This is a genomic window from Phenylobacterium sp. T106 (assembly GCF_057219735.1).
Genome location: NZ_JBXVWA010000005.1, coordinates 139,038 through 163,317 on the forward strand (window position 1 = coordinate 139,038; position 24,280 = coordinate 163,317).

The window sequence follows — 24,280 nt, forward strand, 5'->3', positions numbered from 1 at the left end:
CGTCATCTCCGCGATGGCGCGCCGCTCGCGTAGAAAGTGGATTCCACTTTCGCCGGGCCCGCTCTAGCATCCGCCCTGGTCATGGGGGACCGATGGGCTTCGAGAGAGTGAAGAGCATGGTCTCCCCATTCCGCTCTGTTTCCCGCGTCGCGCTGGGGCTCGCCGTCGCCGCGAGCGTGGCGCTGAGCGCCGGCCAGGCGGCCGCCCAGTCGTTCATCCGCGACACCGAGATCGAGGAGATCCTGGCCCGGAACTCCGAGCCGATCCTCCGCGCCGCCGGCATCGAGCCCAGGAACGTCGAGATCATCCTGGTCGGTTCGAAGGACCTGAACGCCTTCGCCGGCCCCCGCGTCATGGGCTTCAACACCGGCCTGATCCTCGAATCGGACACCCCCAACGAGCTGCAGGGCGTCATCGCCCACGAGGTGGGCCACCTCGCCGCCGGCCACTCCGCCCGGTCGGGCGACTTCAGCAAGGCGGGCATGCGGCCCTTCCTGCTGACCATGGGCCTGGGCGTGCTGGCGGCCATCGCGGGCGCGCCCGACGCGGCGGCGGGCCTGGCCTCCAGCGCGAGCTACTTCGGCACCCTGGGCGCCCTGGGCTACAGCCGCGAGCAGGAGAGCCGCGCGGACCAGGCGGGCGCCACCCTGCTGGACAAGGCCGGCCTCTCGGGCAAGGGCCTGGCCGAGTTCTTCGACAACTTCCGCTATCAGGAGGTCTTCGACGAGGCGCGCCGATTCGGCTACTTCCGCAGCCACCCGATCTCGTCGGACCGCATCGAGGCCCTGCGCCGCCGGGTCGAGGGCCAGCCCAACTACGGCAAGACCGACAGCTCGGAGGCGATGGCCGAGCACGCCATCATGAAGGCCAAGCTGGACGGCTTCCTCAATCCGCAGGTGGCGATCACCAAGTACGAGGAGAAGGCCGCCGACTATCCGTCGCGGTACGCCCGCGCGATCGCCTACTATCAGCTGAAGGAGCCCGACCGGGCGATCAAGCTGGTGGACGCCCTGCTCGCGGACCAGCCCGAGAACCCGTACCTGTGGGAGCTCAAGGGCCAGATCCTGTTCGAGTTCGGCCGCACGCCCGAGGCCGAGGCGCCGCAGCGCCGCTCGGTCGAACTGAAGCCCGACGCGCCGCTCCTGCGCATCAATCTGGGCCAGACCCTGATCGCCCTCGACGACAAGAAGAAGGTGCAGGAGGGCATCACCGAGCTGAAGCGCGCGCTCACCCAGGAAGAGGACAACGCCGTCGCCTGGCGCCTGCTGGCCGAGGCCTACGACAAGACCGGCGAGGACGGCCTCGCCCGCCTCGCGACCGCGGAGTTCAACTACAACATCGGCGACAAGCGGCAGGCCCGCGTCTTCGCCATGCGCGCCCGCGAGATGCTGACCCGCGGCACGCCCGAGTGGCGCCGCGCGACCGACATCGTCCTGGTGGCCGAACCGACCCGCGAGGACCTCCGCGAGCTGGCCCGCGAAGGCTCCGTCGGCGGCCGGACGCGTTGAGGCTCACCGCCGTCTTCCTATCTGGAACCCCATGAAGCGCTTCTTTCCCCTCGCCGCCCTGGCCGCGGCCTCGCTCGGACTCGCGGCCTGCAAGCCCGCCCAGCCCGCGGCCGACCCGGAGTTCGGCGCCAAGGTGCGCGCCTACCTGCTCGAGAACCCCGAGGTGATCCAGGAAGCGGTGACCCAGCTGCGCCTGAAGGAGGCGGCCAAGGCGGCGGCCCCGACCCTCGCCCGCTATCGCAGCCAGCTCGAGAACGACCCTCGGGACCTGGTGATCAACCCGCGGGGCGCGGTGACGGTGGTCGAGTTCTTCGACTACCGCTGCGGCTACTGCAAGGTGGTGGCCCCCGAGGTCGCGAAGCTGATCCGCGAGAACCCCGACGTCCGGTTCGTCTTCAAAGAGTTCCCCATCTTCGGCGAGGTCTCCCAGAGCGCGGCGCGGGTGGCGCTGACGCCGCAGGCCAAGGCGAAGGGCCTGCCGCTGCACCAGGCGCTGATGGCCGATAAGAGCCTCAGCGAGGCCTCGCTGGACCAGCACCTGCGCGACGCCGGCCTCGATCCCGCGACCGTCCGCCAGGCCGCACGCGATCCGGCCATCGACCAGCAGCTGCAGGATGTCCGTGCGCTGGCCGGCGGCCTCGGGCTCACGGGCACCCCGGCCTTCATCATCGGCGACTACGTGATCCCCGGGGCCGACATGGACTCGGTCCGCGCGGCGCTGGCGCGCATCAGGAACGAGGGCATGAAGCGGCCGCCGGCGGCGGCCCCGACGTAAAGCTCAACCTCTGCTAGACTGCGCCCAGGGCGTCACAGCGAGGACATTCATGAGCGAACGCGTACTGGTCATCGGGGCCGGGATGGCGGGATTGTGGACGGCGATGGCGCTGGCCGGCCCGCAGCGCGAGGTCATCGTGCTCGACCGCGACCCGCCGCCGCCGCCCGGGGGCGCCGACGAGGCCTTCCAGGACTGGCAGCGCCGCGGCGTCGGCCATCTCCGCCACAGCCACGCGTTCCTCGCCCGGCTGCGGACGCTCGTCCGCGACCGCCACCCTGCCCTGCTGGACGCGCTGATGGCGGCCGGCGTGCGGGAACTCGGGTTCGAGGGCGGCCTGCCGGAAAACCTGAAGCCGGGCTACGTCCCCGCGCCCATCGACCGCGATCTCGCGATCCTCACCAGCCGGCGCACGACGCTGGAGCTGGTCATGCGCCGCTACACCGAGGGCCTGGCGGGCGTGACCATGCGGCCGCAGACCTTCGTGAAGGACCTCATCGTCGAGCCCGGCTCGCCGCCCCGCGTGACCGGCGTGCGCCTCGAGGACGGCGGCGAACTGCACGGCGACGTGGTCGTGGACGCCAGCGGGCGCAACAGCCAGGCCTACGAGCAAGTAGCCGCGGCGGGCGCGTCGATCCCCGAGAGCTCCGAGCCCTGCGGCGTCATCTACTTCACGCGCCACTACCGCCTGCTGGAGGGCCAGAGCGAGCCGCCGCGGACCCGGAACTCGGCGACGGGCGACCTGGGCTACCTCAAGTTCGGTGTCTTCCCGGGCGACAACGGTTGCTTCTCGATCACCCTGTGCACCCCCGAGGTCGAGGAGGAGATGCGCAAGGCGATCGTCGACCCCGAGGTGTTCGACGCCGTCTGCCGCCAGATGCCCGGCCTCGCGCCCTGGATCGACCCCGACCGGGCGGCGGCCACCAGCAAGGTCTTCGGCATGGGCCAGCTCGAGAGCCGCTGGCGCGACGTGGCCCCCGAGGGCCGGCCCGCCGCGCTGGGCTTCTTCCCGGTGGGCGACAGCGTGGTCCGCACCAACCCTCTCTACGGGCGCGGCTGCTCGTTCGCCGCGGTGAGCGGCCACCTGCTGCGCGACGCGCTGGATTCCAGCGCCGATCCGGCGGCGCGCCTGCTGCACTACCGCGCCGGCGTCGAGCGCGAGCTGCGCCCCTACTACGACGTGATGCGCCAGGCGGATCGCGGCGCCATCAAGCGGGCGCGGGCGGCGCTCCTGCCCGAGGCCCGGCCGTCGCTGCGCGGCCGGCTCGTGAAGAGCTTCATGGAGGACGGCGTCGCCATCGCCCTGCGCCAGGACATCGAGCTGATGCGGGCCTTCATGAAGGGCTTCCACATGCTGGAGCACCCGCAGGCCTGGCTCAAGCGGCCGGCGAACCTCGCCAAGGTCCTGCGCGTCTGGGCGCGGGGCAAGGCGAAGAACGCGGCCCTCTATCCGCCCAAGCCCGGCCCGGACCGCCGGCCCATGTTCGAGGCGCTGGGCCTCGACCCGCACGCCGACGAGCAGCGCGTCCGACAGGCCGCCTAGCCCCCTGATCAACATCCGGCCATCCCGGCGAAGGCCGGGATCCAGATGGACGGGCTCGGAAGCCGGTTCCGCAGGCTCGGAGCCCTTCCCATCACGACCCCGCACCGGGATCTGGGTCCCGGCATTCGCCGGGACGATCGGAGGCTGTTGCAGTCCCCGGTCGCGAATTGAGTGCGGACCCTGGCGCCTGGCTGAGGCCCGAATCCGACGGACAGGACGGCGCGGCGCTTGACCACCGCGACGTAAAGGGCGTTGCGTTCCCCCCGAAGAATTCCCGGGAGGATCCCTATGTCGGACTACAAGCTTCTCATCGGCGGCAAGCTGGTCGACGGCGACGCCACGATGAACGTCCTGAACCCCGCCACCGAGGAGCCGGTGGCCACCTGCCCGCGCGCGTCCAAGGCCCAGCTGGACCAGGCCGTCGCCGCGGCCAAGGCCGCCTTCCCCGCCTGGAGCAAGACCTCCATCGACGAGCGGCGCGCCGTACTGGTGAAGATCGCCGACGCCATCCAGGGCAACATCGCCGAGCTCGCCCGCCTGCTCACCCAGGAACAGGGCAAGCCGCTGCAGGACGCCATGGGCGAGGTGTTCGGCGCCTCGGCCTTCTTCCGCTACTTCGCGAGCCTGAACCTGGACGCCAAGGTGGTGCAGGACGACGCGTCGGGCCGGGTGGAGATCCGCCGCAAGCCGCTGGGCGTGGTGGGCTGCATCGTGCCCTGGAACTTCCCGATGATCCTGATGGCCTTCAAGGTCCCCGCGGCCCTGCTGGCCGGGAACACGGTCGTCCTGAAGCCCGCGCCGACCACGCCGCTGACCGCGCTCAAGCTGGGCGAGCTGATCCGGGACATCGTGCCCGCGGGCGTCGTGAACATCATCGCCGACGCCAACGACCTCGGCGGCGAGATGACCAAGCACCCCGACATCCGCAAGATCAGCTTCACCGGCTCCACCGAGACCGGCAAGAAGGTCATGGCCAGCGCCGCCGACGCGCTGAAGCGCGTGTCGCTGGAACTGGGCGGCAACGACGCCCTGATCGTGCTGGACGACGTGGACCCCAAGGAGACCGCGCCCAAGGTGTTCGGCGCGGCCATGCAGAACGCCGGCCAGGTCTGCATCGCCGCCAAGCGGATCTACGTCCACGAGAGCATGTACGACGCCATGTGCGACGAGTTCGCCCGCCTCGCCAACGAGATGGTGGTCGGCGACGGCCTCGAGCAGGGCGTCCAGATGGGCCCGCTGCAGAACAAGCAGCAGTTCGAAAAGGTCATGGGCTTCATCGAGAGCGCCAAGAAGGACGGTAAGGTCATCGCCGGCGGCGGCCGCAAGGGCGACAAGGGCTACTTCATCCAGCCCACCGTGGTGCGCGACATCACCGACGGGACCAAGCTGGTCGACGAGGAGCAGTTCGGCCCGGTGATGCCGGTGATCAAGTACTCCGACCCGGCCGAGGCCATCCGCCGCGCCAACGCCTCGATCTACGGCCTGGGCGGCTCGATCTGGGCCAAGGACACCGAGAAGGCCTGGAGCCTGGCCGAGGAGATGGAATCCGGCTCGGTGTGGGTGAACAAGCACGCCGACCTGCAGCCCCACCTCCCCTTCGGCGGCGCCAAGTTCTCCGGCGTCGGCTCCGAACTGGGCGAGGAAGGCCTGAAGGAATTCACCCAGGTCCAGGTCCTCAACATGGCCCGCTGACCCTTCCCTTCCCACTCGCGGGAAGGGGGGACCGCGCCCCGCAGAGGGCGCGGTGGGAAGGGCAAGCCGCAAGCGCCGAAGCGGCCGCAAGGCCGCCCCTTGCTGCCGCCACACCGTTGTCAGCAGCCCCGCCCTAGTGTCGCGGCAGACATGAGGGAGACCCGCCGATGCTCACCGGACGTTGCCACTGCGGGGCCATCACCTACGAGATGGCCGAGCAGACGATCCACCACGCCCTCTGCCACTGCACCGACTGCCGCCGCTCGGCCGGCGCGCCCATGGTGGCCTGGGGGATGGTGCCGGCCGACCAGATCACCATCCGCGGCGCGCCCCACGTCTACGCCTCGTCCCAGCACGGCCGCCGCCACTTCTGCCCCACCTGCGGCACGGGCCTGTTCTACACGAACGACGAGATCTTCCCCGGCCTCGTCGACGTCCAGACCGCCACCCTGGACGACCCCGGCGCGCTGCAGCCCTCCGCACAGATCCAGGTGGCGGAGCGCCTCCCCTGGATGGCCACCGCCCACGACCTCCCCGCCTTCGAGAGGTATCCGGGCTGACGCGTTACCTCCCCCGTCGCGGCAGCGACGGCGGGAGGGGGACCGCCCGCCGAGGCCGGCGCGAGCCGGCCGGAGAGCGGGGGGTGGAGGGGGCGAACCTCATCCGCCGAGCTCAACAAGGCCGATCGTTCTGCAATGCCGGCCGCTCGCCCCCTCCACCACTCGCTCTTCGGCTGCGCCTCGGCGAGCGGTCCCCCTCCCGCCGCTTCGCGGGGGAGGTAAGAGGCCAGCAACGGGTCGGTCCATCCCCCCCGTCATCCCGGGCGCAGCGCTCGAAGCTACGGCGCGCCTGTCCCTCAGATCAGCCCGCTCAGCGGCGACGACGGGTCGGCGTACATGCGCTTGCCCATGCGGCCCGCCAGGTAGGCTTCGCGGCCGGCGATCACGGCGTGCCGCATCGCCGTGGCCATGCGGATCGGGTCCTTCGCCTCGGCGATGGCGGTGTTCATCAGGATCGCGTCGCAGCCCAGCTCCATGGCCAGCACCGCGTCCGAGGCCGTGCCCACCCCGGCGTCCACCAGCACCGGCACCTTCGTCTGCTCGATGATCAGGCCCAGGTTCAGCGTGTTCTGGATGCCGCGACCGGAGCCGATCGGCGCCGCCGCGGGCATGATGGCCGCCGCCCCCGCGTCCTCCAGCTTCTTCGCGTACACCGGGTCGTCCGAGCAGTAGACCATCACCTCGAACCCGTCGGCGATCAGCAGCTTCAGCGCCCGCAGGGTCTCTTCCATGTCGGGCAGCAGGTGCGGCGTCTGCGACAGCACCTCCAGCTTCACCAGGTCCCAGCCGCCGGCCTCGCGGGCCAGGCGCAGCAGGCGCACCGCCTCCTCGCCCGTGTAGCACCCGGCGGTGTTCGGCAGGTACGTGAACTCGTCCTCCTTCACGTAGTCGCTGAGCATCGGCGCGCCGGTGTCGCTGAGGTTCACGCGGCGCAGCGCCACCGTGACGATCTCGGCGCCCGCGGCCTTCGCCGCGGCGGCGTTCTGGCCGTAGTCCCTGTACTTGCCGGTCCCCACGATCAGTCGCGAGCGGAACGTGCGGCCGGCGACGGTCCAGGTGTCGTCGCCCAGCGAGGAATTGGGGGTCTGCGTCGCGCCGTCCACGTCAGCCGCCTCCGATGAAAGCCACGATCTCGATCCGGTCGCCGTCGGCGAGCGGGGTGCTGGCATAGACCGACCGCGGCACGATCTCCAGGTTCCGCTCGACCGCGACCTTCTTCGTGTTCAGGCCCAGCGCGGCGACGAGGCCGGCCACGTCGGCCACGCCCTCGAAGCTGCGGACCTCGCCATTGACCGTCAGTTGCATCAGCGGGTTGTGGGACTCCCGACCGCCGAAGACAAGCCTCCGCCGCAGGCGCCGTTCAACCACCAAGTGCACCAAGCACACCAAGGTTCGCCGCGCGACCCGGTATCTGCTTGGAGACCTTTGTGCTCTTGGTGTCTGGCCGCCCGCGGCGCCGTCCTTGTGAGTGAAGCCCTGGACGGCTAAAAGGCCGCCGGAATCGACGGCGGAGCTCAATGCCGAAACCGATCTATGTGCTGAGCGGCCCGAACCTCAATCTCCTCGGGACCCGCGAGCCGGAGATTTACGGTCATCACACCCTGGACGACGTGCGGGCCCTCTGCGAGGCGCGTGCGAAGGCCAAGGGCTTCGAGGTCGTGTTCCGCCAGTCCAATCACGAGGGCGAACTGGTCGACTGGATCCAGGAGGCGCGCACGAACGCGAGCGCCCTGGTCTTGAACCCGGCCGCCTACGGGCACACTTCCATCGCCATCCTGGATGCGCTGAAGATGCTGGCGATCCCCGTCGTCGAGTGCCACCTCTCCAACCCGGCCGCCCGCGAGGCGTTCCGGCGCGAGACTTACGTGTCGCTGGCCGCCACCGGGGTCGTCTCCGGCTTCGGGGCCGCAAGCTACGAACTGGCCGTCGAGGCCGCCGCGGGCCTGGCCCGCTAGACAGACCTGACCACACAAGGGCCGAACCCATGCCGACCTCTTCCAAGGCGCCCGCCGATCCGTTCGACGCACGCCTGGTGCGCAAGCTGGCCGACATCCTGACCGAGACCGGGCTGACGGAGATCGAGGTCGAACAGGGCGCGCTGAAGATCCGCGTCGCCAAGCAGGCCACGGCCGCCGCCGTGCATCATGTGGCGCCCCCCGCGCCGGTCGCCGTCGCCGCGGCTCCGGCCGCCGCCGCGCCGGCCGCGCCCGCTGCGGCCCCCGCCGCGCCCGCGCGCGCCGCCGGCGATGAGGTGAAGTCGCCGATGGTCGGCACCATCTACCTGCAGCCGAACCCCGGCTCCCCGCCCTTCGTGAAGGTGGGCGACACCGTCGAAGCGGGCCAGACCCTGTTCATCGTCGAGGCCATGAAGACGATGAACCCGATCCCCGCCTCGCGCGCCGGCCGGATCGTGGAGATCCTGGTCGAGGACGCCCAACCCGTCGAATTCGGCGAGCCGCTCGCGATCATCGAGTAGCCCGATGTTCGACAAGATCCTGATCGCCAACCGGGGCGAGATCGCCCTGCGGGTCCACCGCGCGTGCAAGGAGATGGGCATCGCCACCGTCGCGGTGCACTCCGAGGCCGACTCCAGCGCCATGTGGGTGCGCCTCGCCGACGAGAGCGTCTGCATCGGCCCGCCGCCCGCCGCCAAGAGCTACCTGCACATCCCGGCGATCATCGCGGCGTGCGAGATCACCGGCGCCCAGGCGGTGCACCCGGGCTACGGCTTCCTCTCCGAGAACGCCCGCTTCGCCGAGATCGTGAACGCCCACGGCTTCACCTTCATCGGCCCGAAGCCCGAGCACATCCGCATGATGGGCGACAAGATCACCGCCAAGCAGGCGGTGAAGGCCGCCGGCATCCCGGTGGTGCCCGGTTCGGACGGGGCGGTGAGCACCGAGGAGGAGGCCATCGCCGCGGCCAAGGAGATCGGGTTCCCCGTCCTCATCAAGGCCGCGGCCGGCGGCGGCGGGCGCGGCATGAAGGTGGCCAGGACCGAGGCCGACCTGGTCGAGGCGGTGCAGACCGCCCGCGCCGAGGCCAAGGCCGCGTTCGGCGACGACGCGGTCTACATGGAGCGCTACCTGCAGACCCCGCGGCACATCGAGCTGCAGGTCATCGCCGACAGCTTCGGCAACGTCTGCCACCTGGGCGAACGCGACTGCTCGCTGCAGCGCCGGCACCAGAAGGTGCTGGAAGAGGCCCCCTCCCCGGCAATCGACGCCGAGGCCCGCGCCAGGATCGGCAAGGTGGTGGTCGATGCCGTCAAGGCCATCGGCTACCTCGGCGTCGGCACCATCGAGTTCCTGTACGAGAACGGCGAGTTCTTCTTCATCGAGATGAACACGCGCCTGCAGGTGGAACATCCGGTCACCGAGGCCATCACCGGCATCGACCTGGTGCGCGAGCAGATCCGCATCGCGGCCGGCCTTCCGCTCAGCTTCAAGCAGTCGGACGTGGTCTTCGAGGGCCACGCCATCGAGTGCCGCGTGAACGCCGAGAATCCCAAGACCTTCGCGCCCTCGCCCGGCCTCGTCACCGACTACCACGCCCCCGGCGGCCTGGGCGTGCGGATGGATAGCGCGCTCTACGCCGGCTATTCGATCCCGCCCTACTACGACAGCCTCGTGGGCAAGCTCATCGTCCACGGCCGCGACCGGGCCGAGTGCATCGCGCGCCTGAACCGCTGCCTGGCCGAAACCGTGGTGGCCGGCATCGACACCAACATCCCCCTGTTCCAGGACCTGCTGGCGCAGCCCGACATCCAGAAGGGCGACTACAACATCCACTGGCTGGAACGCTGGATGGCGAGCCAGGCCGGCTAAGGCGCGTTCCGGTTCAGCGCCTCGATCGCGTCCGATCGTCCCGCCGAAGGCCGGGACCCAGGTGTCGAGCGCGGACTTGAGGGCTCGACGGCGCGCCGGCGAATCGCTGGACTGCGCCCATGCTGCATGACTGGCGGATCCCCGAGCGGGAGTACGAACGGCAGATGGCGCGCCGGGGCCACCGGCACGCGTTCGAGCGGCTGTCGCCGGCCACGACCGCGCTCGTCGTCGTGGACATGGTGCCGTTCTTCGTCCTGGAGAACCCCTACTGCGCCGGCGTCGTCCCGCAGATCAACGCCCTGGCGCACGCGCTGCGTCAGGCCGGCGGCGTGGTCGCCTGGGTCCTGCCGTCGTCGGACGATCCCTTCCCGGCCGTCTCGAAGGAGTTCTTCGGGCCGCAGGTCGCGGAGACCTACCGCACCTCGGGCAGCTCCGGGCCCCTGCCTTCGCGCCTGGCCGCGGGCCTGCGGCACGAGCCCGGCGATGTGTTCGTCGAGAAATCGGCGGCCAGCGCCTTCTTCCCCGGCCGCTGCACGCTGCCCGACATCCTCGCCGGGCGCGGCGTGCGCACCGTGATCGTGACCGGCACGGTCACCAACGTCTGCTGCGAGGCGACGGTGCGCGACGCGCGGACGCTGGGCTACCGCGTGATCATGGTCGCCGACGCCAACGCCACCGTCCGCGACGAGATGCACAACGCCAGCCTCACCACGGTCTACCGCAGCTTCGGGGATGTCCGCCCGACCGCCGACGTCCTGGCGCTCATCGCCGCCGGCTAAACCGGGCGCCGGCGCCTGCTCAGCCCGGGAAGCGCATCACCACCCGCAGGCCCGGCGCCGCATCCTCCAGGCGCACGGTAGCGCCCTGCCGGTCGGCCGCCGCCGCCACGAGGCTGAGGCCCAGGCCGAACCCCGGCGTGTCGCGTCCGCCGCCGCGGTAGAACCGCTCCAGCACGCGCGACCGCTCCTCGGCCGGCACGCCCGGGCCGTTGTCGGCGACCTCGATCTCCACCGCGCCCGCGTCCCGCCGGGCCGACAGACGGATCGCCCCGCCGGCAGGCGTGAACTTGATCGCATTGTCGAGCAGGTTGCTGACCATCTGGAACACCAGGTCGCGGTCGCCCTGGAGGGCGAGCCCGGGCGGGACGTCGATGGCGAGCGCCTGGCCCTTCTCCTCCGCAGCCGGCGCATGCAGTTCGAGGGCGTCTTCGAGCAGCGGCGACAGGTCGACGGCCGAACCGGCGTCGCGCGGGCCGCTCTGCAGGCGCGCGATGCGGAGCAGCGCCTCGAACATCGACTGCAGCCGCGCGGCCTCGTCCAGCGCGCCGACGGCGCGGGCGCGCACCTCGGCGGGATCGTCGGTGGCCGACAGCTCCTCCAGCTCGGCGCGCAGGCGCGTGAGCGGCGTCCGCAGTTCGTGGGCGATGTTGTCCGACACCCGGCTGATCGAGGCGACGAGGCCCTCGATCCGCGCCAGCATCACATTGAGGGTCGCCGAAAGCTGGTCGAAGTCGTCGTCGCTGCCGTGCAACTCGACGCGGCCCGAGAGATCCCCGGCGATCACGGCCCGCGCCGCGCGGTTGATCCGCTCCAGGCGGCGCGACACGGCGTAGGTCATGATCAGCCCGCCGAGCAGGCCCAGGACGACGCTCATGCCGGCGCCCCAGGACAGCCCCTCGAACAGCAGGTCCTCGCGCTCGTCCAGGTCCTCGGTGTCGAGGCCGACCAGGAGGCGGTAGCCGCCCGGCAGGATCACGTCGCGCGCGACGGCCTCGTGCTCCTCCTCCGCGCCCGTGGCGTAGGTGCCGAACTCGTAGCGGACCCACTCCTGGCCGCGGACCTCGGGCCAGTCCTGCAGGTTCGCGGCCACCACGGCGCCGCTCGGCGACACCAGTACGTGATAGGGAAGCCGCCCGCTGGCGGTCGCCACGCGGCGCTCCAGGGCGCGGATGAGGGCGTCGCGGCCGTCCGTCGTGTAGACCGCCACGAGCCGGTCGCTGTCGCGCCGGATCGCCGCCTCGACCTGCGTCAGCGGCCGCCACACCCCGGCCACGTAGGTCGCCCCCAGCATCACGCCGAACGAGCCGCTGAACAGCGCCATGTAGACCAGGGTCAGCCTGAGGGTCAGGCTGCGCAGCGCGGACCGCAGGTTCATGTCCGCAGGCTGTAGCCCATGCCGCGGACGGTCTGCAGCAGAGGCGGATCGAAGTCCTTGTCGATCTTCGCCCGCAGCCGGCTCACGTGCTGGTCGATGATGTTGGTCTGCGGGTCGAAGTTGTAGTCCCAGACGGCCTCCAGCAGCATCGATCGGCTCACCACGCGGCCGGCGTTGCGCAGCAGGTGCTCCAGCAGGGCGAACTCCCGGGTGGTCAGGTCGATGGGGTGGCCGCGCCGCGTGACCGTCCGGGTCAGCAGGTTCATGTGCAGGTCGGCCAGCGCGAGCTCGGTGGTCTCCTGGACCGCCGCCCCCTTGCGCCGGCCCAGGGCTTCGACGCGCGCCACGAGTTCGGAGATGGCGAAGGGCTTGGACAGGTAGTCGTCGCCGCCCGCCCGCAGCCCCTTCACCCGGTTGTCCACGTCGCCGAGCGCCGAGAGGATCAGCACGGGGGTGCTGTCTCCCGACGCCCGCATGGTCTGCAGGATCTTCAGGCCGTCGACGTTGGGCAGCATGCGGTCGAGGACGATGACGTCGTAGGTCTCGGCGGCCACCTGGAAGAGCGCCTTGCGGCCGTCGGCCACGTGGTCGACCAGCCAGCCTTCGCCCTTCAGGCCCTTCACCACATGGCCTGCGACCCGTTCGTCATCCTCCACGACCAGCACGTGCATGAGAGCGGTCAGTCTCCGATCAGGGGCGTGATGGCGCCGGTCCGAAGGTCGACCAGCACCTCGCGGTCCTCTGCGCCCACCAGCTCGATCTCGTAGTAGTGCCGCCCGCCCCGGCGCTCCAGCCCGATCTCGGCCACCCGGCCCTTGGTGGCTTCCTCGACCCGCGCGATGGTCTCGGCGAGCGAGCGCGGCGCGGTCTGCGCGGCCTTCAGGTGTTCGCCGACCAGCGGCAGGCGCGCGCGCAGGGACTTCGATTGCCGGATCAGCTGGCCGGTGTTCGCATCGACGAGCGCCTCGATGGGCTTGCCGTTCTTCACCAGGCTGACCTCGTAGACCATGTCGCCCAGGTCCACGTCGAACTCGGCGTCGTAGGCGCGCGCGCCCAACTGGCTCTCGGCCGTCGCCACGGCCTGGGACAGCGAGACCTTGGGCCGGACCACCTGGGCGATGGCGGGGACGGCAAGCGCGGCGAGCGCGCCGGCGGCGAGGAAGGTGTTTCGAATGTTCACGTCAGCACTCCGTACTTCGTTGGGGGATGACTGCAGATAGCGCCGGCCCATGGGACTGGCCTTCCACAAGCGTTTGAATTTCGTCATGAAGCCGCCGCGCCCCGGCGACCACGGCGCACAGCCGGGCCAGGTTGGCGTCCAGCGGGAAGTCCCCTGCCCGCCCGCCGGGAAGGATGCGGGTCGCCGGATCGGTCTGGGCGAGGAGGCCGCGCGCGAGGTCCGCCGGACTGTCGGGATCGACGAGCACGCCGAAGCGGCCGTGTCCCAGCACGTCCGGCGCAGCCCCCGCGCTGCGCGACGCGACCACCGGAACGCCGCAGGCGAGCGCCTCCAGCAGACTGTTCGAGGCGCCTTCCCACCGCGACGCCAGAACATAGGCCGAAGCGCGCGCCACCAGCGGGAACGGGTCGGCCACCTCGCCCTCGAACCGGACGGCGTCGGCCACTCCCGCCCCGCGCGCCTGCGCCTCGAGCGCAGCACGCGCCTTGTCCGGGCCGCCCCCCAGCACGAGGAGGCGGAACTCGGGCCGGCTCTCGCGCGCCAGCCGCAGGGCGTCCAGGAGGCGTGGGTAGTTCTTCTGCGGATGAAGCCTGCCGACCGCCACGACATAAGGCCGGCCGTCGTCGACCCAGGGGTCGCGGACGGGGGCCGTCGCCCGGCGCCGGACCGCCTCGATGTCGACGCCGTTGCTGAGGACGTCGATGCGACGATCCCGGCGCGCCCGTCGGAAGGCCGGTCCGCGCGCCAGGGCGGCCGAGACGCAGACGAGCCGCGTCGCATCGGCGGCCACGAGCCGCAGGCCGGCCTCCCGCGCGGCGCGACGCAACGGGTCGGCGCCGGCGTGCGCGGGGTCGTTGCTGATCCTGTAGATGCGCGGCACGTCGGGCAGGCCGCGGAGCGCCGCCCACACCGCCAGGTGCCCGTGGTTGCCCATGGACACCACGACCGACGGACGCAGGGCCTGAAGCTCGCGGCGCAGCGCCCCGGTCGCGGCCGCCAGGGCGACCCCGCGAGGGCCGCGCGCCCAACCGAGGCAGGTCAGGCCGGCGCCGCGGAGGTCCTCGGCGAGCGGGCCCGGCTGCAGGCACACGACCTGGACGGCAAGACCTCGCTGGACGAGCGCATTCGCCAGATGAACCGCATTGCGCGCCACGCCGTCGCCGGCCAGGCGGCCAAGGAACAGCACGATCGGACCCGTTGAACTCATGGGTCCAGCTTGGCGATCGCCGATGACACCCGCCTCGCCGGAACATTTGCTTTCGCCCATGTTCCCCGGCGGCGGACGCCCGAGCGCGCTTGCGGCGGCGTCGCGGCGCGCTAGACGTTCGGGCGATGTCCGCGTTCGACGCCCGCGACCTGCTCGACTGCTACGCCCGCGGCGTCTTCCCGATGGCCGACGCTCGCGAGGACAGCCGCGTCTTCCTCATCGACCCCGAGCGCAGGGGCGTCCTGCCGCTCAAGACCTTTCACGTCCCACGGCGGCTGGCCCGGACCGTCCGCGCCGACGCCTTCGACATCCGCATCGACACCGCCTTCCATGACGTGGTCCTGGCCTGCGCCGCGGCCGGACCTGGCCGCACGGAAACCTGGATCAACCGGCCGATCGAACGGCTCTATCTCGAGCTCCATCGGATGGGACACGCCCACAGCGTCGAGTGCTGGCGCGGGGCCCACCTCGTCGGCGGCCTCTACGGCGTCTCGCTGCGCGGCGCGTTCTTCGGCGAAAGCATGTTCTCGCGCGAGCGCGACGCCTCGAAGGTAGCGCTGGTCCACCTCGCGGCCCGGCTTATCGCCGGCGGCTTCCGGCTGCTGGACGCCCAGTTCATGACCGAACACCTGCGCCAGTTCGGCGCAACGGAGATCGCCCGGGCGGAGTACCACCGAAGGCTCGCCAGGGCCCTGGAGGTGGAGGCCGAGTTCTACGTCGGCGGCGACGGGGCCGCGGGTTCGGACCTCGGCGGCTCGGCGGCCTTCGCCGGCGGAGCGGCGGCGGGCGCGGCCGGCGAAACCGGAGCGGGGGCGGCCTTGGCCGGCGGCAGGTCCAGCAACTTGGGCTCGGCCGCAGGCGGCGCCTTGGCGGGCGGCGGGCGCACCGCCGCGGTCACGGCGGGCGCGGGCGCGCTGGCCCTGCAGCTGATCAGCCAGGCGTCATAGGTGGCGTGCTCCACCGGGTGCAGCCCGGGCGACGAGGCGAACATCCAGCCGCGGAACGCCTGCTTCGGCGCCGGCGTGGGCCGGCCCGGCTGCGCACGGGGCTGGGAGTCGATGCTCACATAGACGATGGAGTCCTCGATCGCCTCGTCCGGCGCCGAGCGCTCGCAGGCGCTCACGGTGAAGACGAGGCCCTTCCACCGCACCGGGGCGCCGACGCGCGCCTCGAACCGGAGGGTTTCGGCCGTCACCTTGTCGATCGCCTGCAGGATCGCGACGTCGTAGGCGCGGGAGCGGCGGATCGGCGCAGCGGCCGGCTTCTCGGCGACCTGCGCCTTGGGCGGCGCGGCCGGGGCCACCTCCTCGGCCGTCACCGGCGCGGCGACCGCGGGCGCGGGCGCAGCCACGCTGGACGGGGGAGCCTCCTCGGGCGGCGGCGCGGCGACGGGCGCCGAGGGCGCGTCCGGGGCGGTGGGCGCGCTGGGGGCCGTCGGCTGCGCGCTGACCACGCTCGCCACGCACGCGCCGATGACAAGGCCCGTGGCGGCGCGGGAGATCAAGCGAGGCGGGCGGCGTCCCATGCAGGCCTACTCCGGGCTCCAGGCCTCGTAGTCGCCCGTGGCGCGCTGCCGGTCTCCGCCGCGGGAGATCGCGCCCTTGGGCCGGTAGGCGTGGATGGTGCCCGTGAGGTTCGGGCGGTGGTCCTTCTCCCAGGCCTTGCGCGGCAGCGGCGCGGCCGTCGGCGGCTCGTCGAAGGTGTAGTGCAGCCAGCCGTGCCAGTCGGCAGGCACCTTCGAGGCGTCGGCATAGCCCTTGTAGATCACCCAGCGCCGCTTGCGGCCGCGATCGTAGCTGTCGCGATCGTCGCGCGCCTCGAAATAGCGGTTGCCAAGCTCGTCCGTCCCGACGAGGCGGCCGCGCCGCCAGGTCGTGAAATGGATGCCGGTGGTGGCGCCGTTCCACCAGGTGAAAATGGTCTTCAGGACGGACAAATCGGGGCCCTTCGCAGGCTGTCAGGCGGGCGGACAATAGCGATGCGCCACGCAGCCGCCAAGGCCGGCTTTTGCAGCAATATGTTGGGGATGAGCGGTGATGACCCCCCAACATCTGCTGCCTGCGAATCACGACGCGCCTTAGGCTCGGCCGACTTGGGAGGAGGCCGAATGGACAGCGAGACCGCGCAGGCCGGAATCGAGCGCCGCCTTCTCGAGATCGGCGGCGGGATGGTCGAGGTTGAGGCTCCCGCCCACTTCACCACGGCCAGGGTCGAGGCCTGGATCGGCTGGGCCGAGGGTCGCGCCGACATCGCCGCCTCGATCCACGCGTTCGCCTACGAACTCGCCGGCAAGGCGCAGGCGAAGGGACTGACGCGCGACCTCAAGACCCGCACGAGGTTCCGCGAGACGCTGGCCGAGGCGATGCTGCACGGCCGCATCGGCTTCCTGGCGGCCGGACCGGCGCTCAAGGTCCTGGAACCTGGAAGCGGCGCGCTGGACGCCGTGACCGCGTCGCACCGCGGCCGGGAGGCCGCCCAGGCCGCGGCCAGCCTGAACGCGGCCCGGCTGCAGGCCGTGATGGACGCCGTCCTCCGATGCGAGGGCGACGGCGACGCCTGCGCCGATCCCGCCCGCAACGCCTCCCTCGCGCGGGCCGCCGAGGCCGCCCGCGCCGCCGGCGCCACCGACGCCGCCATACAGGACGCCATTGCGCTGGTCCGGGGCGGCGAGACGATGTGGCTCTGCTCGCTGCCTCCGCCGCCGCCCGTGACGCCGTATGTCGCGCTCCGCGGGCAAGGGTCGGCCCTCGCCCGCGCCGCCTGGACCACCGGCCGCGTGGTGGCCGCGCCGGACGTCGTGAGCGCCTCGGCGATCGCCGAGGCCGCGGCCATGCCCGCCGCGGGCGTGGAGCTCATGGCCTTCTGGCGCGACGGCGCCTTCGACGAGGCGGCGTTCGCCGCGGACGTGGCGCTCGCCGCCACCGCGCTGGCGGCGGCGCATGACGGGCCCGTGCGCCTCGGGCTCGCCGGCCTGGGCGACTGGCTGGTCGCCCACGGCTTCGACTACGACAGCGACGCCGCCCGCTCCGCGGCCCGCAACCTGTTCCAGGCGGCGCGCGACGCCGCCGAGGACCTCGACGTCGACCTCAAGTTCGCGCTGATGTCCGAGCCCGAGCTGGCCCTGCGCGTCGGCGGCCGCCTCGACGCCGCCCCCTGGGAGGGCCCCGTCACCCTGGCCGAGACCGCCGACGGCGAGGCCGTCCGCGTGTTGTCCGAGGCCGCGATCCTCGGGCTGCAGGCCATCGGCGCGGACCGGACCGAGGTCCAGGCCCGCCTCCTGGGCCGACGGCACTTCGCCGACGCCCCGGGCGTCAACGTCCAGAGCCTGACCGCGCGGGGCTTCACCAGCCTCGAGATCGAGGCGGCGCAGGCGGAGCTCCCGTTCGTCCGGAACCTGGCGCAGGCGTTCGCCCCGCACGTCGTGGGCGAGGGTTTCCTGCGCGACGTCCTCGGGGCGACGGGCGATCAGCTCGACGATCCCGCGCTCGACGTCCTGGCGCTCGCCGGCTTCTCGCCCGGCGACGTCGCCGCGGCCGAGGCGTTCATCCTGGGCGGCGACAGCCTCGAGGACGAGGCGCTCGACGATGACCAGCGCGCCGTGCTCCGTTCGCGGGAGGCGACGCCGATCACCGCGCAGGCCGCGATGCTGGCCGCCCTGGCGCCCGTGCTGGACATTCCGCCCGTGCTTGAGGTTCCGCTGCCCTGGTCCGCGACCCTGGCGGACGTGGCGGACGCCCTGGCGGCGGCGGACATCGCAATCCGGCCGCGCCGTGGCCCGCCGCCCCTCGCCGCCGAACTGGACCTTCCACCCGCCGCTGAGCGCCCCGCCCCCGCCCGCGTCCAGGCTCCCCAGGTCGAGGAGCGCGTGGTCGAGCGGATCGTCGAGCGCGAACGCACGCGGCGCAAGCTGCCGGACCGGCGCAAGGGCTACATCCAGAAGGCCAGCGTCGGCGGGCACAAGGTCTACCTCCACACCGGCGAGTACGACGACGGCGAGCTGGGCGAGATCTTCATCGACATGCACAAGGAAGGCGCCGCCTTCCGCTCGCTGATGAACAACTTCGCGATCGCGATCTCGATCGGCCTGCAGTACGGCGTTCCGCTCGACGAGTTCGTGGACGCCTTCGTCTTCACGCGCTTCGAGCCGGCCGGCGAGGTCAAGGGCAACGACACCGTCAGGTCCGCCACCTCCATCCTCGACTACATCTTCCGCGAGCTGGGGATCAGCTACCTGGGCCGCGACGAGCTCGCGAGCGCCGATCCGGCCGGGCTTAACGCCGACGGGCTGGGCCGCGGGAAGGCCGAGGCGGCGCCGGCCGAGGACGCCGAGCCGCAGCCGGCCTCGCGGTTCATCAGCCGCGGCTTCGCCCGTGGCGCGGCCCCCGACAACCTGGTGTTCCTGCCCTCGGCGGGACGGGCGCCCGGGCCGGCCGCCATGGGGGCCGCCGAGGTCTGCGCCGCATGCGGCGACATCGCGGTCGTCCGCAAGGGACAGGCCCTGATCTGCGAGACCTGCGGCGCCCGGGCCGGCCGCCTCAACGAGACTCCGACCGGCTAGGCCCTGCCGGCAGCGCGGTCCGTCGAAGCTGGGAGGACGGCGGCGCGGCCGGGTTCCTCAATCCGGGTAGGATCGTCGCTAAGTCCTTCCAAGTTACCGCGAATTAAGTGGCGCCTGCCGGTGGATGCAGGCATCGGTCACCTCCAGACCACCGGAGTTGCGTCGTCACGATGCGTTCGCGTTCGCCCCGTTTCCAGGCCGCCCTCGCCGCCGCCACAGCGATCCTCGCGATCGCGGGCGGCGCCGCTGCCGGCGACAAGGAAGTGCGCCGGCAGGACTCGTTCGGCGGCTCCTGCACGAAGTGCGAGCTGTCGGGCCGCAACCTCCGCGGGGCGCGGATCATCAGTGCGAACTTCTCGGGCGCGACCATGGTCGGCGTCATCCTGCGCGAGGCCAAGCTCCACGCCTCGGTCTTCGCGAGAGCCGACCTCACCAAGGCCGACCTGACCGAAACGGTGATGACCGGCGCGAACTTCTCCGGCGCCAACCTCACCTCCGCACGGGCCCGCGCCGCCGAGGCCAACGGCGTGCTGTTCGGCAGCGCCAACATGACCCGGATCGACCTGGCCGACGCCGAGGCTTCGGGCGCCGTGTTCGCCCGCGCCATCCTGGTGGGCGCCAACCTTCGGGCCATGACCATCCGCGGCGCCTCGTTCTCGCAGGCCGATCTCAGCCAGGCCGTGCTCAACGACATGGAGGGCACGGGCGCGTCGTTCGAGCGCGCGGTCCTGCGCGGCGCGAGCTTCCGCGCCGCCGAGCTTCAGGGCGCCAGCCTGTCGCGCGTCGAGGCGCGCGGGGCGGTCTTCTCGGATGCGACGCTGACTGGCGCGAACCTGTCGGGCGGCCAGTTCCAGCACGCGGCGTTCCGCTCGGCAGACCTCACGGGCGCGAACCTGACGGGCGCCAACTTCGACGGCGCGGACTTCCGCGACGCCGACCTCACCCACGCGCTCATTTCGCGGGCCGACCTCTCGGGCGCCCGCGGACTGCGGCAGGACCAGCTCGACGACGCCTGTGCGGACAGCCATACGCGGGTCCCGCCAGGGCTCACGGCCCGGACCTGCAGCGGCGCGCGGTTCATCTACCGGAGCCACGCGAAACCGACGATCCGCTTCGTGCCCATGGCGCCGCCGGCGCCCCCCGCGCCGCCGGCCCCGCCCGGGCCGCGCTAGCTAGAGGTCCGCCGCCTCAGGCCTTGATCGGCGGGGCGAGGCGGATGTGCAGCTCCTTCAGCTGCTTGTCCGCGACTTCCGAGGGCGCATTCATCATCAGGTCCTGCCCCTGCTGGTTCAGCGGGAAGGCGATGACCTCGCGGATGGCCGTTTCGCCGGCCAGCAGCATGACGATGCGGTCGATGCCCGGCGCGAGGCCGCCGTGGGGCGGCGCGCCGTGGCGGAAGGCGTTCAGCATGCCGCCGAACTGTTCCTCGACCACGCTCTCGTTGTAACCCGCGATCTCGAACGCCCGCACCATGATCTCGGGCAGGTGGTTCCGGATCGCGCCCGAGCACAGCTCGTGGCCGTTGCAGACGATGTCGTACTGGTAGGCGAGGATATCCAGAGGATCCTTGGTGTTCAGCGCCTCCAGCTCGCCCTGCGGCATCGAGAATGGGTTGTGGCTGAAGTCGACGTGGTTCGTCTCTTCGTTCATCTCGAACATCGGGAAGTCGACGATCCAGACGAACTCGAAGCGGTCCTCGGCCAACAGCTTCAGGTCCGTTCCGACCTTGGTCCGGGCGTTGCCGGCGAACTTGTAGAAGGCCTTGGGATCGCCGGCCACGAAGAACGCGGCGTCGCCCTGCCCCAGGCCCAGCGCGCCCATCAGGGCGTCGGTCTTCTCAGCCCCCAGGTTCTTGGCGATCGGACCGCCCCAGCCCCCCTGGTCGTCGGACCAGAAGATGTAGCCCAGGCCCGGCTGGCCCTCGCCCTGCGCCCAGCTGTTCATGCGGTCGCAGAACGCCCGGCTGCCGCCGCTCTTCGCCGGGATGGCCCAGACCGCGTTCTTCCTGTCCTCGAGGATCCGCGCGAAGAGGCCGAAGCCCCCGCCGCGGAAGTGATCCGACACGTCCTGCATGACGATCGGGTTGCGCAGGTCGGGCTTGTCCGAACCGTACTTGGCGATCGCCTCGCGGTACGGGATCCGCGGGAACGGGTACGGCGTGACCGGCTTGCCCTCGCCGAACTCGGTGAAGACGCCGTGCATCACCGGCTCGATGGCCGCGAACACGTCCTCCTGGGTGACGAACGCCATCTCCACGTCGAGCTGGTAGAATTCCAGCGAGCGGTCGGCGCGCAGGTCCTCGTCGCGGAAGCAGGGCGCGATCTGGAAGTAGCGGTCGAAGCCCGACACCATCAGCAGCTGCTTGAACTGCTGCGGCGCCTGCGGCAGCGCGTAGAACTTGGACGGATGCAGCCGCGACGGCACCAGGAAGTCGCGCGCGCCCTCGGGCGAGCTGGCCGTCAGGATCGGCGTCTGGAACTCGAGGAAGCCCTGCTCGATCATCCGGTTGCGGATCGACTGGATCACGCGCGACCGCAGGACGATGTTCCGGTGCAGCGTCCCGCGGCGCAGGTCGAGGTGGCGGTTCTTGAGCCGGATCTCCTCGGGATAGTCGGGCTCGCCGAAGACCGGCAGCGGCAGCTCGGACGCCTCGGACAGCACCGCGACGTCCTTCACCTTCACCTCGACCTCGCCGGTCGGCAGGTTCGGGTTCACCGTCTCGGACGTGCGGGCGACCACCTCGCCGTCCACCCGGATCACGCTTTCGGCGCGGAGGTGCTCGACGATGTTGAAGCCCGGGGTCGACGGCGCAAGGACCAGCTGCGTCAGGCCATAATGGTCGCGCAGGTCGATGAAGATCAGGCCGCCGTGGTCGCGCTTGCGATGGATCCAGCCCGAGAGACGGACGGACTTGCCGGTGTCGGCGGCGCGGAGCGCGCCGCAGGTGTGGGTGCGGTAGGCGTGCATTTTCCGAGGGAAACGGGGTGTTTTACGAGGCGCGGAAGGGCGCACGGAGGGGGCGGAAAGTCAAGGCGCGGCCGCCCCGGCGCGACGAGAGGCGAGGCTCACCAGGAGACCGGCGCCGAGCCAGTAGCCGAGCACCGGGCTGACGCCGATCCCGACCAGCGGCGTCGGAAAGGCCCCGAGCAGCGGCGAAATCGCCGAGACGAGGAAGTACCCGCCGAGCGCCAGGGCCGGCGGGGCCAACGCCTTGGACCGGCGCGACAGCATGAGCGGGGCCGCGCTCGCGGTCGCCAGGGAAACGGCGGCCGCAGCAGCCGCCATGGGGGATGCCTCTCCCGCCAGCCGGAAGATCTCCTCGACCTCTGGAACCGGTGCGAGCGGGTCCGGCCGGATCCACGCCACAGCGGCGGCCGCGGCGCACAGGCCTGCGACGGCGACGCGATGGACCGGCCGGAGCGGCGACGCCGCGGCCGCGGCCACGAGCGCCACCGCGACCGCAGTGGCCTGCGAGGCGTCAGGCTGGGCGACCAGGAGCAGGAGCGCCGCCGCTGCGGCGACCCACAGCCAGGGCCTGCGCAGGTCCATCGCCGCCAGCGCGACCATGGCGGCGGGCATCAGGAGCTCGGCGGCGTTCACCCGGACCGGACCCACCTGCAGCCAGCGGTGCACGCCCTGCAGACCTTCGGCGGCGAAGGTGAGCGCCACGGCGAGGAGCGCGGCCAGGATGAACAGCCTCTCCGCACGCGGTCCGGCCAGCCGCGCCACCCCCGCGGCCGCGGTCGCGCCCAGGATCCAGGCGGCGAGGTTCAGTCCCCAGCGCTGGGCCACAACACCGCTGTGCGCGGCGACGTAGGCCCCCACGGCGACGGCCGTGAATGAGGCGACGCCGAAGACGACTGCGAAGGTCCGCGGCCCCTGATCCAACGGCCTGCTACTTCTCCGGATGGAGCAGCGCCTGATAGGTCAGTGTCCGGGCCATCGTGCCCAGGTCGTCCCCCCCGGTGCCGCCCAGGCGCTGGATCATGCCGACGAAGAAGAGGTCGTTCGTCGGGTCCACCCAGAACCAGGTGCCGGCGGCGCCGCCCCAGCTGATCGTCCCCTTCCCTTCCAGCGTGCCGGCGGCGCGCGGGTCGTTGACGACCATGAAGTCCAGCCCGAAGCCCACCGCCTCGTTGAAGCGGGCGCCCGAGGTGCCGTTGGAGTTCACCAGCACGTTCTTGGGGATCACGTTGGTCCCGAGCAGCTCGACGGACGCGGGCGACAGGATGCGAGCCCCGTCGAGCACCCCGCCGTTGAGCAGCATCTGGCAGAACCGGGCGTAGTCCATCGTCGTCGAGACCAGGCCGCCGCCGCCCGATTCCATGGCGGGCGGCTGCAGGTAGGTCGGCAGCGGGTTGTCGAAGATCTTGTCGGCCTCCTGGATCTTCCCCAGATCGCGGTTGAAGGCGTAGACGGCGGCCAGGCGGTCGGCCTTGGGCGCGGCCACGTAGAAGGCCGTGTCGTTCATCTTCAGGGGCCGGAAGATCCGGTCCTGCATGAACTGGCCCAGCGTCTGGCCGGTGATCTTCTCGACGATGTAGCCCTGGATATCGACGGACGAGGAGTACCGCCACGAGGTCCCGGGCTGGAAGACCAGGGGGATCGTCGCGGTCTTGTCGATCATGTCCTTGAGCCCGTTCGAGCCCAGCACGCGCTTCTCGCGGTACATCTTGTCGACCGGATGCTCGTCCTGGAGGCCGTAACCGAAGCCTGCCGTGTGGCTCATGATCTCGCGCATCGTCGGCGGGCGCTTCATGTCCTCGAGGATCGGCACGCCGTTGCCGTCCGTGCCCGTCATCACCTTCAGGGTCTTGAACTCGGGCACGAAGCGCGTGACCGGATCGTCCAGCCGCCACTTGCCCTCCTCGAAGAGGATCATCATCGCCACGCCGGTGATCGGCTTGGTCATCGAGTAGATGCGGAAGATCGTGTCCTCGGTCATCGGCGTCCCCGCCGTGAGGTTCTTCTTCCCGTAGGTCTTGAACGACACCACCTTGCCGTGGCGGGCGAGCATGGTGGTCATGCCCGCGACCCGGCCCGAGTTGACGACGTTGGCCATGTAGGCGTCCAGCCGCGCCAGTCGGGCGCTGTCGAAGCCCAGCGCCTCCGGACTGGCCGCGGGCGCCAGCGCGCCGACGGGCGCCTTGACGGCGGCCGGCTTGCGCGCGGCCTGGGCGTAGCCCGCCTGCGCGGGCGCAAGCGCCAGAGCGACGACGCTCAGGGCCGCGGCCAGGCGCGTGCTTGTACGAAGCATGATGATCCCCTCCCCCAATATC

Annotated in this window: 23 protein-coding genes and 1 pseudogene; 13 read left to right on the forward strand and 11 right to left on the reverse strand. The window is 71.5% G+C overall.

Annotated features, from left to right (window positions below; genetic code table 11):
- Nucleotides 1–116 precede the first annotated feature (116 nt).
- The 5 genes from AC2D8W_RS13390 to AC2D8W_RS13410 all read left to right on the forward strand — a co-directional run bounded on the left by AC2D8W_RS13390 (nucleotide 117) and on the right by AC2D8W_RS13410 (nucleotide 6,075).
- Complete coding sequence (locus AC2D8W_RS13390; RefSeq protein ID WP_484671945.1) at nucleotides 117–1,508, forward strand: M48 family metalloprotease; 1,392 nt, start codon at nucleotides 117–119, stop codon at nucleotides 1,506–1,508.
- Between the two features lie 31 nt (nucleotides 1,509–1,539).
- Nucleotides 1,540–2,283, forward strand: coding sequence for a DsbA family protein (locus AC2D8W_RS13395; protein ID WP_484671946.1), 744 nt, complete (start codon nucleotides 1,540–1,542; stop codon nucleotides 2,281–2,283).
- Nucleotides 2,284–2,332: 49 nt separating this feature from the next.
- Nucleotides 2,333–3,823 (forward strand): NAD(P)/FAD-dependent oxidoreductase, encoded by a 1,491-nt coding sequence (locus tag AC2D8W_RS13400; RefSeq protein WP_484671947.1) that lies wholly within the window; start codon nucleotides 2,333–2,335, stop codon nucleotides 3,821–3,823.
- A 288-nt stretch (nucleotides 3,824–4,111) separates the two neighbouring features.
- Nucleotides 4,112–5,515 carry an aldehyde dehydrogenase family protein gene (locus AC2D8W_RS13405; protein ID WP_293481501.1) on the forward strand — a complete coding sequence of 468 codons (1,404 nt, stop codon included), beginning with the start codon at nucleotides 4,112–4,114 and terminating at the stop codon, nucleotides 5,513–5,515.
- Nucleotides 5,516–5,682: 167 nt separating this feature from the next.
- Nucleotides 5,683–6,075 (forward strand): GFA family protein, encoded by a 393-nt coding sequence (locus AC2D8W_RS13410; RefSeq protein ID WP_484671948.1) that lies wholly within the window; start codon nucleotides 5,683–5,685, stop codon nucleotides 6,073–6,075.
- Nucleotides 6,076–6,371: 296 nt separating this feature from the next.
- On the opposite strand, the gene AC2D8W_RS13415 is transcribed toward AC2D8W_RS13410, so the two are convergent.
- Both AC2D8W_RS13415 and thiS read right to left on the reverse strand, forming a co-directional pair.
- Nucleotides 6,372–7,178 carry a thiazole synthase gene (locus tag AC2D8W_RS13415; protein ID WP_484671949.1) on the reverse strand — a complete coding sequence of 269 codons (807 nt, stop codon included), beginning with the start codon at nucleotides 7,176–7,178 and terminating at the stop codon, nucleotides 6,372–6,374.
- Between the two features lies 1 nt (nucleotide 7,179).
- Nucleotides 7,180–7,380: a sulfur carrier protein ThiS gene (gene thiS, locus AC2D8W_RS13420; protein ID WP_293481504.1), complete on the reverse strand. Its 201-nt coding sequence runs from the start codon at nucleotides 7,378–7,380 to the stop codon at nucleotides 7,180–7,182.
- Between the two features lie 212 nt (nucleotides 7,381–7,592).
- On the opposite strand from thiS, the gene aroQ reads away from it, so the two are divergent.
- The 4 genes from aroQ to AC2D8W_RS13440 all read left to right on the forward strand — a co-directional run bounded on the left by aroQ (nucleotide 7,593) and on the right by AC2D8W_RS13440 (nucleotide 10,681).
- Nucleotides 7,593–8,030, forward strand: a complete 438-nt coding sequence (gene aroQ / locus AC2D8W_RS13425) for a type II 3-dehydroquinate dehydratase (protein WP_293481505.1) — start codon at nucleotides 7,593–7,595, stop codon at nucleotides 8,028–8,030.
- A 29-nt stretch (nucleotides 8,031–8,059) separates the two neighbouring features.
- Nucleotides 8,060–8,551: an acetyl-CoA carboxylase biotin carboxyl carrier protein gene (accB, locus tag AC2D8W_RS13430; protein ID WP_293481506.1), complete on the forward strand. Its 492-nt coding sequence runs from the start codon at nucleotides 8,060–8,062 to the stop codon at nucleotides 8,549–8,551.
- A 4-nt stretch (nucleotides 8,552–8,555) separates the two neighbouring features.
- On the forward strand, nucleotides 8,556–9,902 hold the full coding sequence (gene accC, locus AC2D8W_RS13435; protein ID WP_484671950.1) for an acetyl-CoA carboxylase biotin carboxylase subunit: 1,347 nt from the start codon (nucleotides 8,556–8,558) through the stop codon (nucleotides 9,900–9,902).
- A gap of 119 nt (nucleotides 9,903–10,021) precedes the next feature.
- A complete protein-coding gene (locus AC2D8W_RS13440; protein WP_484671951.1) occupies nucleotides 10,022–10,681 on the forward strand; it encodes an isochorismatase family protein in 660 nt (219 codons plus the stop codon).
- Nucleotides 10,682–10,700: 19 nt separating this feature from the next.
- Here AC2D8W_RS13440 and AC2D8W_RS13445 read toward each other — a convergent pair whose 3' ends face one another.
- The 4 genes from AC2D8W_RS13445 to AC2D8W_RS13460 are packed head-to-tail and all read right to left on the reverse strand — an operon-like array spanning nucleotide 10,701 to nucleotide 14,443.
- Complete coding sequence (locus AC2D8W_RS13445; RefSeq protein ID WP_484671952.1) at nucleotides 10,701–12,056, reverse strand: sensor histidine kinase; 1,356 nt, start codon at nucleotides 12,054–12,056, stop codon at nucleotides 10,701–10,703.
- Nucleotides 12,053–12,727 carry a response regulator transcription factor gene (locus tag AC2D8W_RS13450; RefSeq protein ID WP_293481510.1) on the reverse strand — a complete coding sequence of 225 codons (675 nt, stop codon included), beginning with the start codon at nucleotides 12,725–12,727 and terminating at the stop codon, nucleotides 12,053–12,055. The genes AC2D8W_RS13445 and AC2D8W_RS13450 overlap by 4 nt, the downstream gene beginning before the upstream one ends.
- Before the next feature lie 8 nt (nucleotides 12,728–12,735).
- A complete protein-coding gene (locus AC2D8W_RS13455; RefSeq protein ID WP_484671953.1) occupies nucleotides 12,736–13,236 on the reverse strand; it encodes a PepSY domain-containing protein in 501 nt (166 codons plus the stop codon).
- A 1-nt stretch (nucleotide 13,237) separates the two neighbouring features.
- The gene (locus AC2D8W_RS13460; protein WP_484671954.1) at nucleotides 13,238–14,443 is read right to left on the reverse strand and encodes a glycosyltransferase; all 1,206 of its coding nucleotides are present in this window, start codon (nucleotides 14,441–14,443) and stop codon (nucleotides 13,238–13,240) included.
- Between the two features lie 125 nt (nucleotides 14,444–14,568).
- Between AC2D8W_RS13460 and aat the strand changes: the two are divergent.
- Nucleotides 14,569–15,189 (forward strand): annotated as a pseudogene (gene aat, locus AC2D8W_RS13465) (leucyl/phenylalanyl-tRNA--protein transferase); the annotation flags it as partial.
- Here the strand turns inward: aat and AC2D8W_RS13470 are convergent.
- On the reverse strand, nucleotides 15,156–15,794 hold the full coding sequence (locus AC2D8W_RS13470; protein ID WP_484672085.1) for a DUF2155 domain-containing protein: 639 nt from the start codon (nucleotides 15,792–15,794) through the stop codon (nucleotides 15,156–15,158). The pseudogene aat and the gene AC2D8W_RS13470 sit on opposite strands and share 34 nt — an antisense overlap.
- Here AC2D8W_RS13470 and AC2D8W_RS13475 point away from each other — a divergent pair.
- Nucleotides 15,724–15,999, forward strand: coding sequence for a hypothetical protein (locus tag AC2D8W_RS13475; RefSeq protein ID WP_484672087.1), 276 nt, complete (start codon nucleotides 15,724–15,726; stop codon nucleotides 15,997–15,999). The two genes, AC2D8W_RS13470 and AC2D8W_RS13475, sit on opposite strands and share 71 nt — an antisense overlap.
- Here AC2D8W_RS13475 and AC2D8W_RS13480 read toward each other — a convergent pair.
- Nucleotides 15,975–16,379 carry an NADH:ubiquinone oxidoreductase subunit NDUFA12 gene (locus tag AC2D8W_RS13480; protein ID WP_293481514.1) on the reverse strand — a complete coding sequence of 135 codons (405 nt, stop codon included), beginning with the start codon at nucleotides 16,377–16,379 and terminating at the stop codon, nucleotides 15,975–15,977. The two genes, AC2D8W_RS13475 and AC2D8W_RS13480, sit on opposite strands and share 25 nt — an antisense overlap.
- 171 nt (nucleotides 16,380–16,550) lie before the next feature.
- Between AC2D8W_RS13480 and AC2D8W_RS13485 the strand changes: the two genes are divergently transcribed.
- On the forward strand, nucleotides 16,551–19,001 hold the full coding sequence (locus tag AC2D8W_RS13485) for a TSCPD domain-containing protein (protein ID WP_484671955.1): 2,451 nt from the start codon (nucleotides 16,551–16,553) through the stop codon (nucleotides 18,999–19,001).
- Nucleotides 19,002–19,171: 170 nt separating this feature from the next.
- Nucleotides 19,172–20,173 carry a pentapeptide repeat-containing protein gene (locus AC2D8W_RS13490; RefSeq protein WP_293481516.1) on the forward strand — a complete coding sequence of 334 codons (1,002 nt, stop codon included), beginning with the start codon at nucleotides 19,172–19,174 and terminating at the stop codon, nucleotides 20,171–20,173.
- Between the two features lie 16 nt (nucleotides 20,174–20,189).
- Here AC2D8W_RS13490 and aspS read toward each other — a convergent pair whose 3' ends face one another.
- Genes aspS through AC2D8W_RS13505 form a run of 3 tightly spaced genes read right to left on the reverse strand, consistent with a single transcriptional unit; the run spans nucleotide 20,190 to nucleotide 24,258 of the window.
- Nucleotides 20,190–21,968 carry an aspartate--tRNA ligase gene (gene aspS, locus AC2D8W_RS13495; RefSeq protein ID WP_484671956.1) on the reverse strand — a complete coding sequence of 593 codons (1,779 nt, stop codon included), beginning with the start codon at nucleotides 21,966–21,968 and terminating at the stop codon, nucleotides 20,190–20,192.
- Between the two features lie 60 nt (nucleotides 21,969–22,028).
- Nucleotides 22,029–22,889 (reverse strand): hypothetical protein, encoded by an 861-nt coding sequence (locus tag AC2D8W_RS13500; protein WP_484671957.1) that lies wholly within the window; start codon nucleotides 22,887–22,889, stop codon nucleotides 22,029–22,031.
- Nucleotides 22,890–22,896: 7 nt separating this feature from the next.
- Nucleotides 22,897–24,258 (reverse strand): serine hydrolase domain-containing protein, encoded by a 1,362-nt coding sequence (locus tag AC2D8W_RS13505; RefSeq protein ID WP_484671958.1) that lies wholly within the window; start codon nucleotides 24,256–24,258, stop codon nucleotides 22,897–22,899.
- Nucleotides 24,259–24,280: the final 22 nt, after the last annotated feature.

What these genes read in the sequence shown, in the direction of transcription:
- AC2D8W_RS13405 (WP_293481501.1), top strand. Translation starts at nt 4,112, where the DNA reads ATGTCGGACTACAAGCTTCTCATCGGCGGCAAGCTGGTCGACGGCGAC.
- AC2D8W_RS13440 (WP_484671951.1), top strand. Translation starts at nt 10,022, where the DNA reads ATGCTGCATGACTGGCGGATCCCCGAGCGGGAGTACGAACGGCAGATG.
- aspS (WP_484671956.1), bottom strand. Translation starts at nt 21,968, where the DNA reads ATGCACGCCTACCGCACCCACACCTGCGGCGCGCTCCGCGCCGCCGAC.
- AC2D8W_RS13410 (WP_484671948.1), top strand. Translation starts at nt 5,683, where the DNA reads ATGCTCACCGGACGTTGCCACTGCGGGGCCATCACCTACGAGATGGCC.
- AC2D8W_RS13395 (WP_484671946.1), top strand. Translation starts at nt 1,540, where the DNA reads ATGAAGCGCTTCTTTCCCCTCGCCGCCCTGGCCGCGGCCTCGCTCGGA.
- accC (WP_484671950.1), top strand. Translation starts at nt 8,556, where the DNA reads ATGTTCGACAAGATCCTGATCGCCAACCGGGGCGAGATCGCCCTGCGG.
- aroQ (WP_293481505.1), top strand. Translation starts at nt 7,593, where the DNA reads ATGCCGAAACCGATCTATGTGCTGAGCGGCCCGAACCTCAATCTCCTC.
- AC2D8W_RS13400 (WP_484671947.1), top strand. Translation starts at nt 2,333, where the DNA reads ATGAGCGAACGCGTACTGGTCATCGGGGCCGGGATGGCGGGATTGTGG.
- AC2D8W_RS13450 (WP_293481510.1), bottom strand. Translation starts at nt 12,727, where the DNA reads ATGCACGTGCTGGTCGTGGAGGATGACGAACGGGTCGCAGGCCATGTG.
- AC2D8W_RS13390 (WP_484671945.1), top strand. Translation starts at nt 117, where the DNA reads ATGGTCTCCCCATTCCGCTCTGTTTCCCGCGTCGCGCTGGGGCTCGCC.
- AC2D8W_RS13485 (WP_484671955.1), top strand. Translation starts at nt 16,551, where the DNA reads ATGGACAGCGAGACCGCGCAGGCCGGAATCGAGCGCCGCCTTCTCGAG.
- AC2D8W_RS13460 (WP_484671954.1), bottom strand. Translation starts at nt 14,443, where the DNA reads ATGAGTTCAACGGGTCCGATCGTGCTGTTCCTTGGCCGCCTGGCCGGC.
- AC2D8W_RS13490 (WP_293481516.1), top strand. Translation starts at nt 19,172, where the DNA reads ATGCGTTCGCGTTCGCCCCGTTTCCAGGCCGCCCTCGCCGCCGCCACA.
- accB (WP_293481506.1), top strand. Translation starts at nt 8,060, where the DNA reads ATGCCGACCTCTTCCAAGGCGCCCGCCGATCCGTTCGACGCACGCCTG.
- AC2D8W_RS13505 (WP_484671958.1), bottom strand. Translation starts at nt 24,258, where the DNA reads ATGCTTCGTACAAGCACGCGCCTGGCCGCGGCCCTGAGCGTCGTCGCT.
- AC2D8W_RS13445 (WP_484671952.1), bottom strand. Translation starts at nt 12,056, where the DNA reads ATGAACCTGCGGTCCGCGCTGCGCAGCCTGACCCTCAGGCTGACCCTG.
- thiS (WP_293481504.1), bottom strand. Translation starts at nt 7,380, where the DNA reads ATGCAACTGACGGTCAATGGCGAGGTCCGCAGCTTCGAGGGCGTGGCC.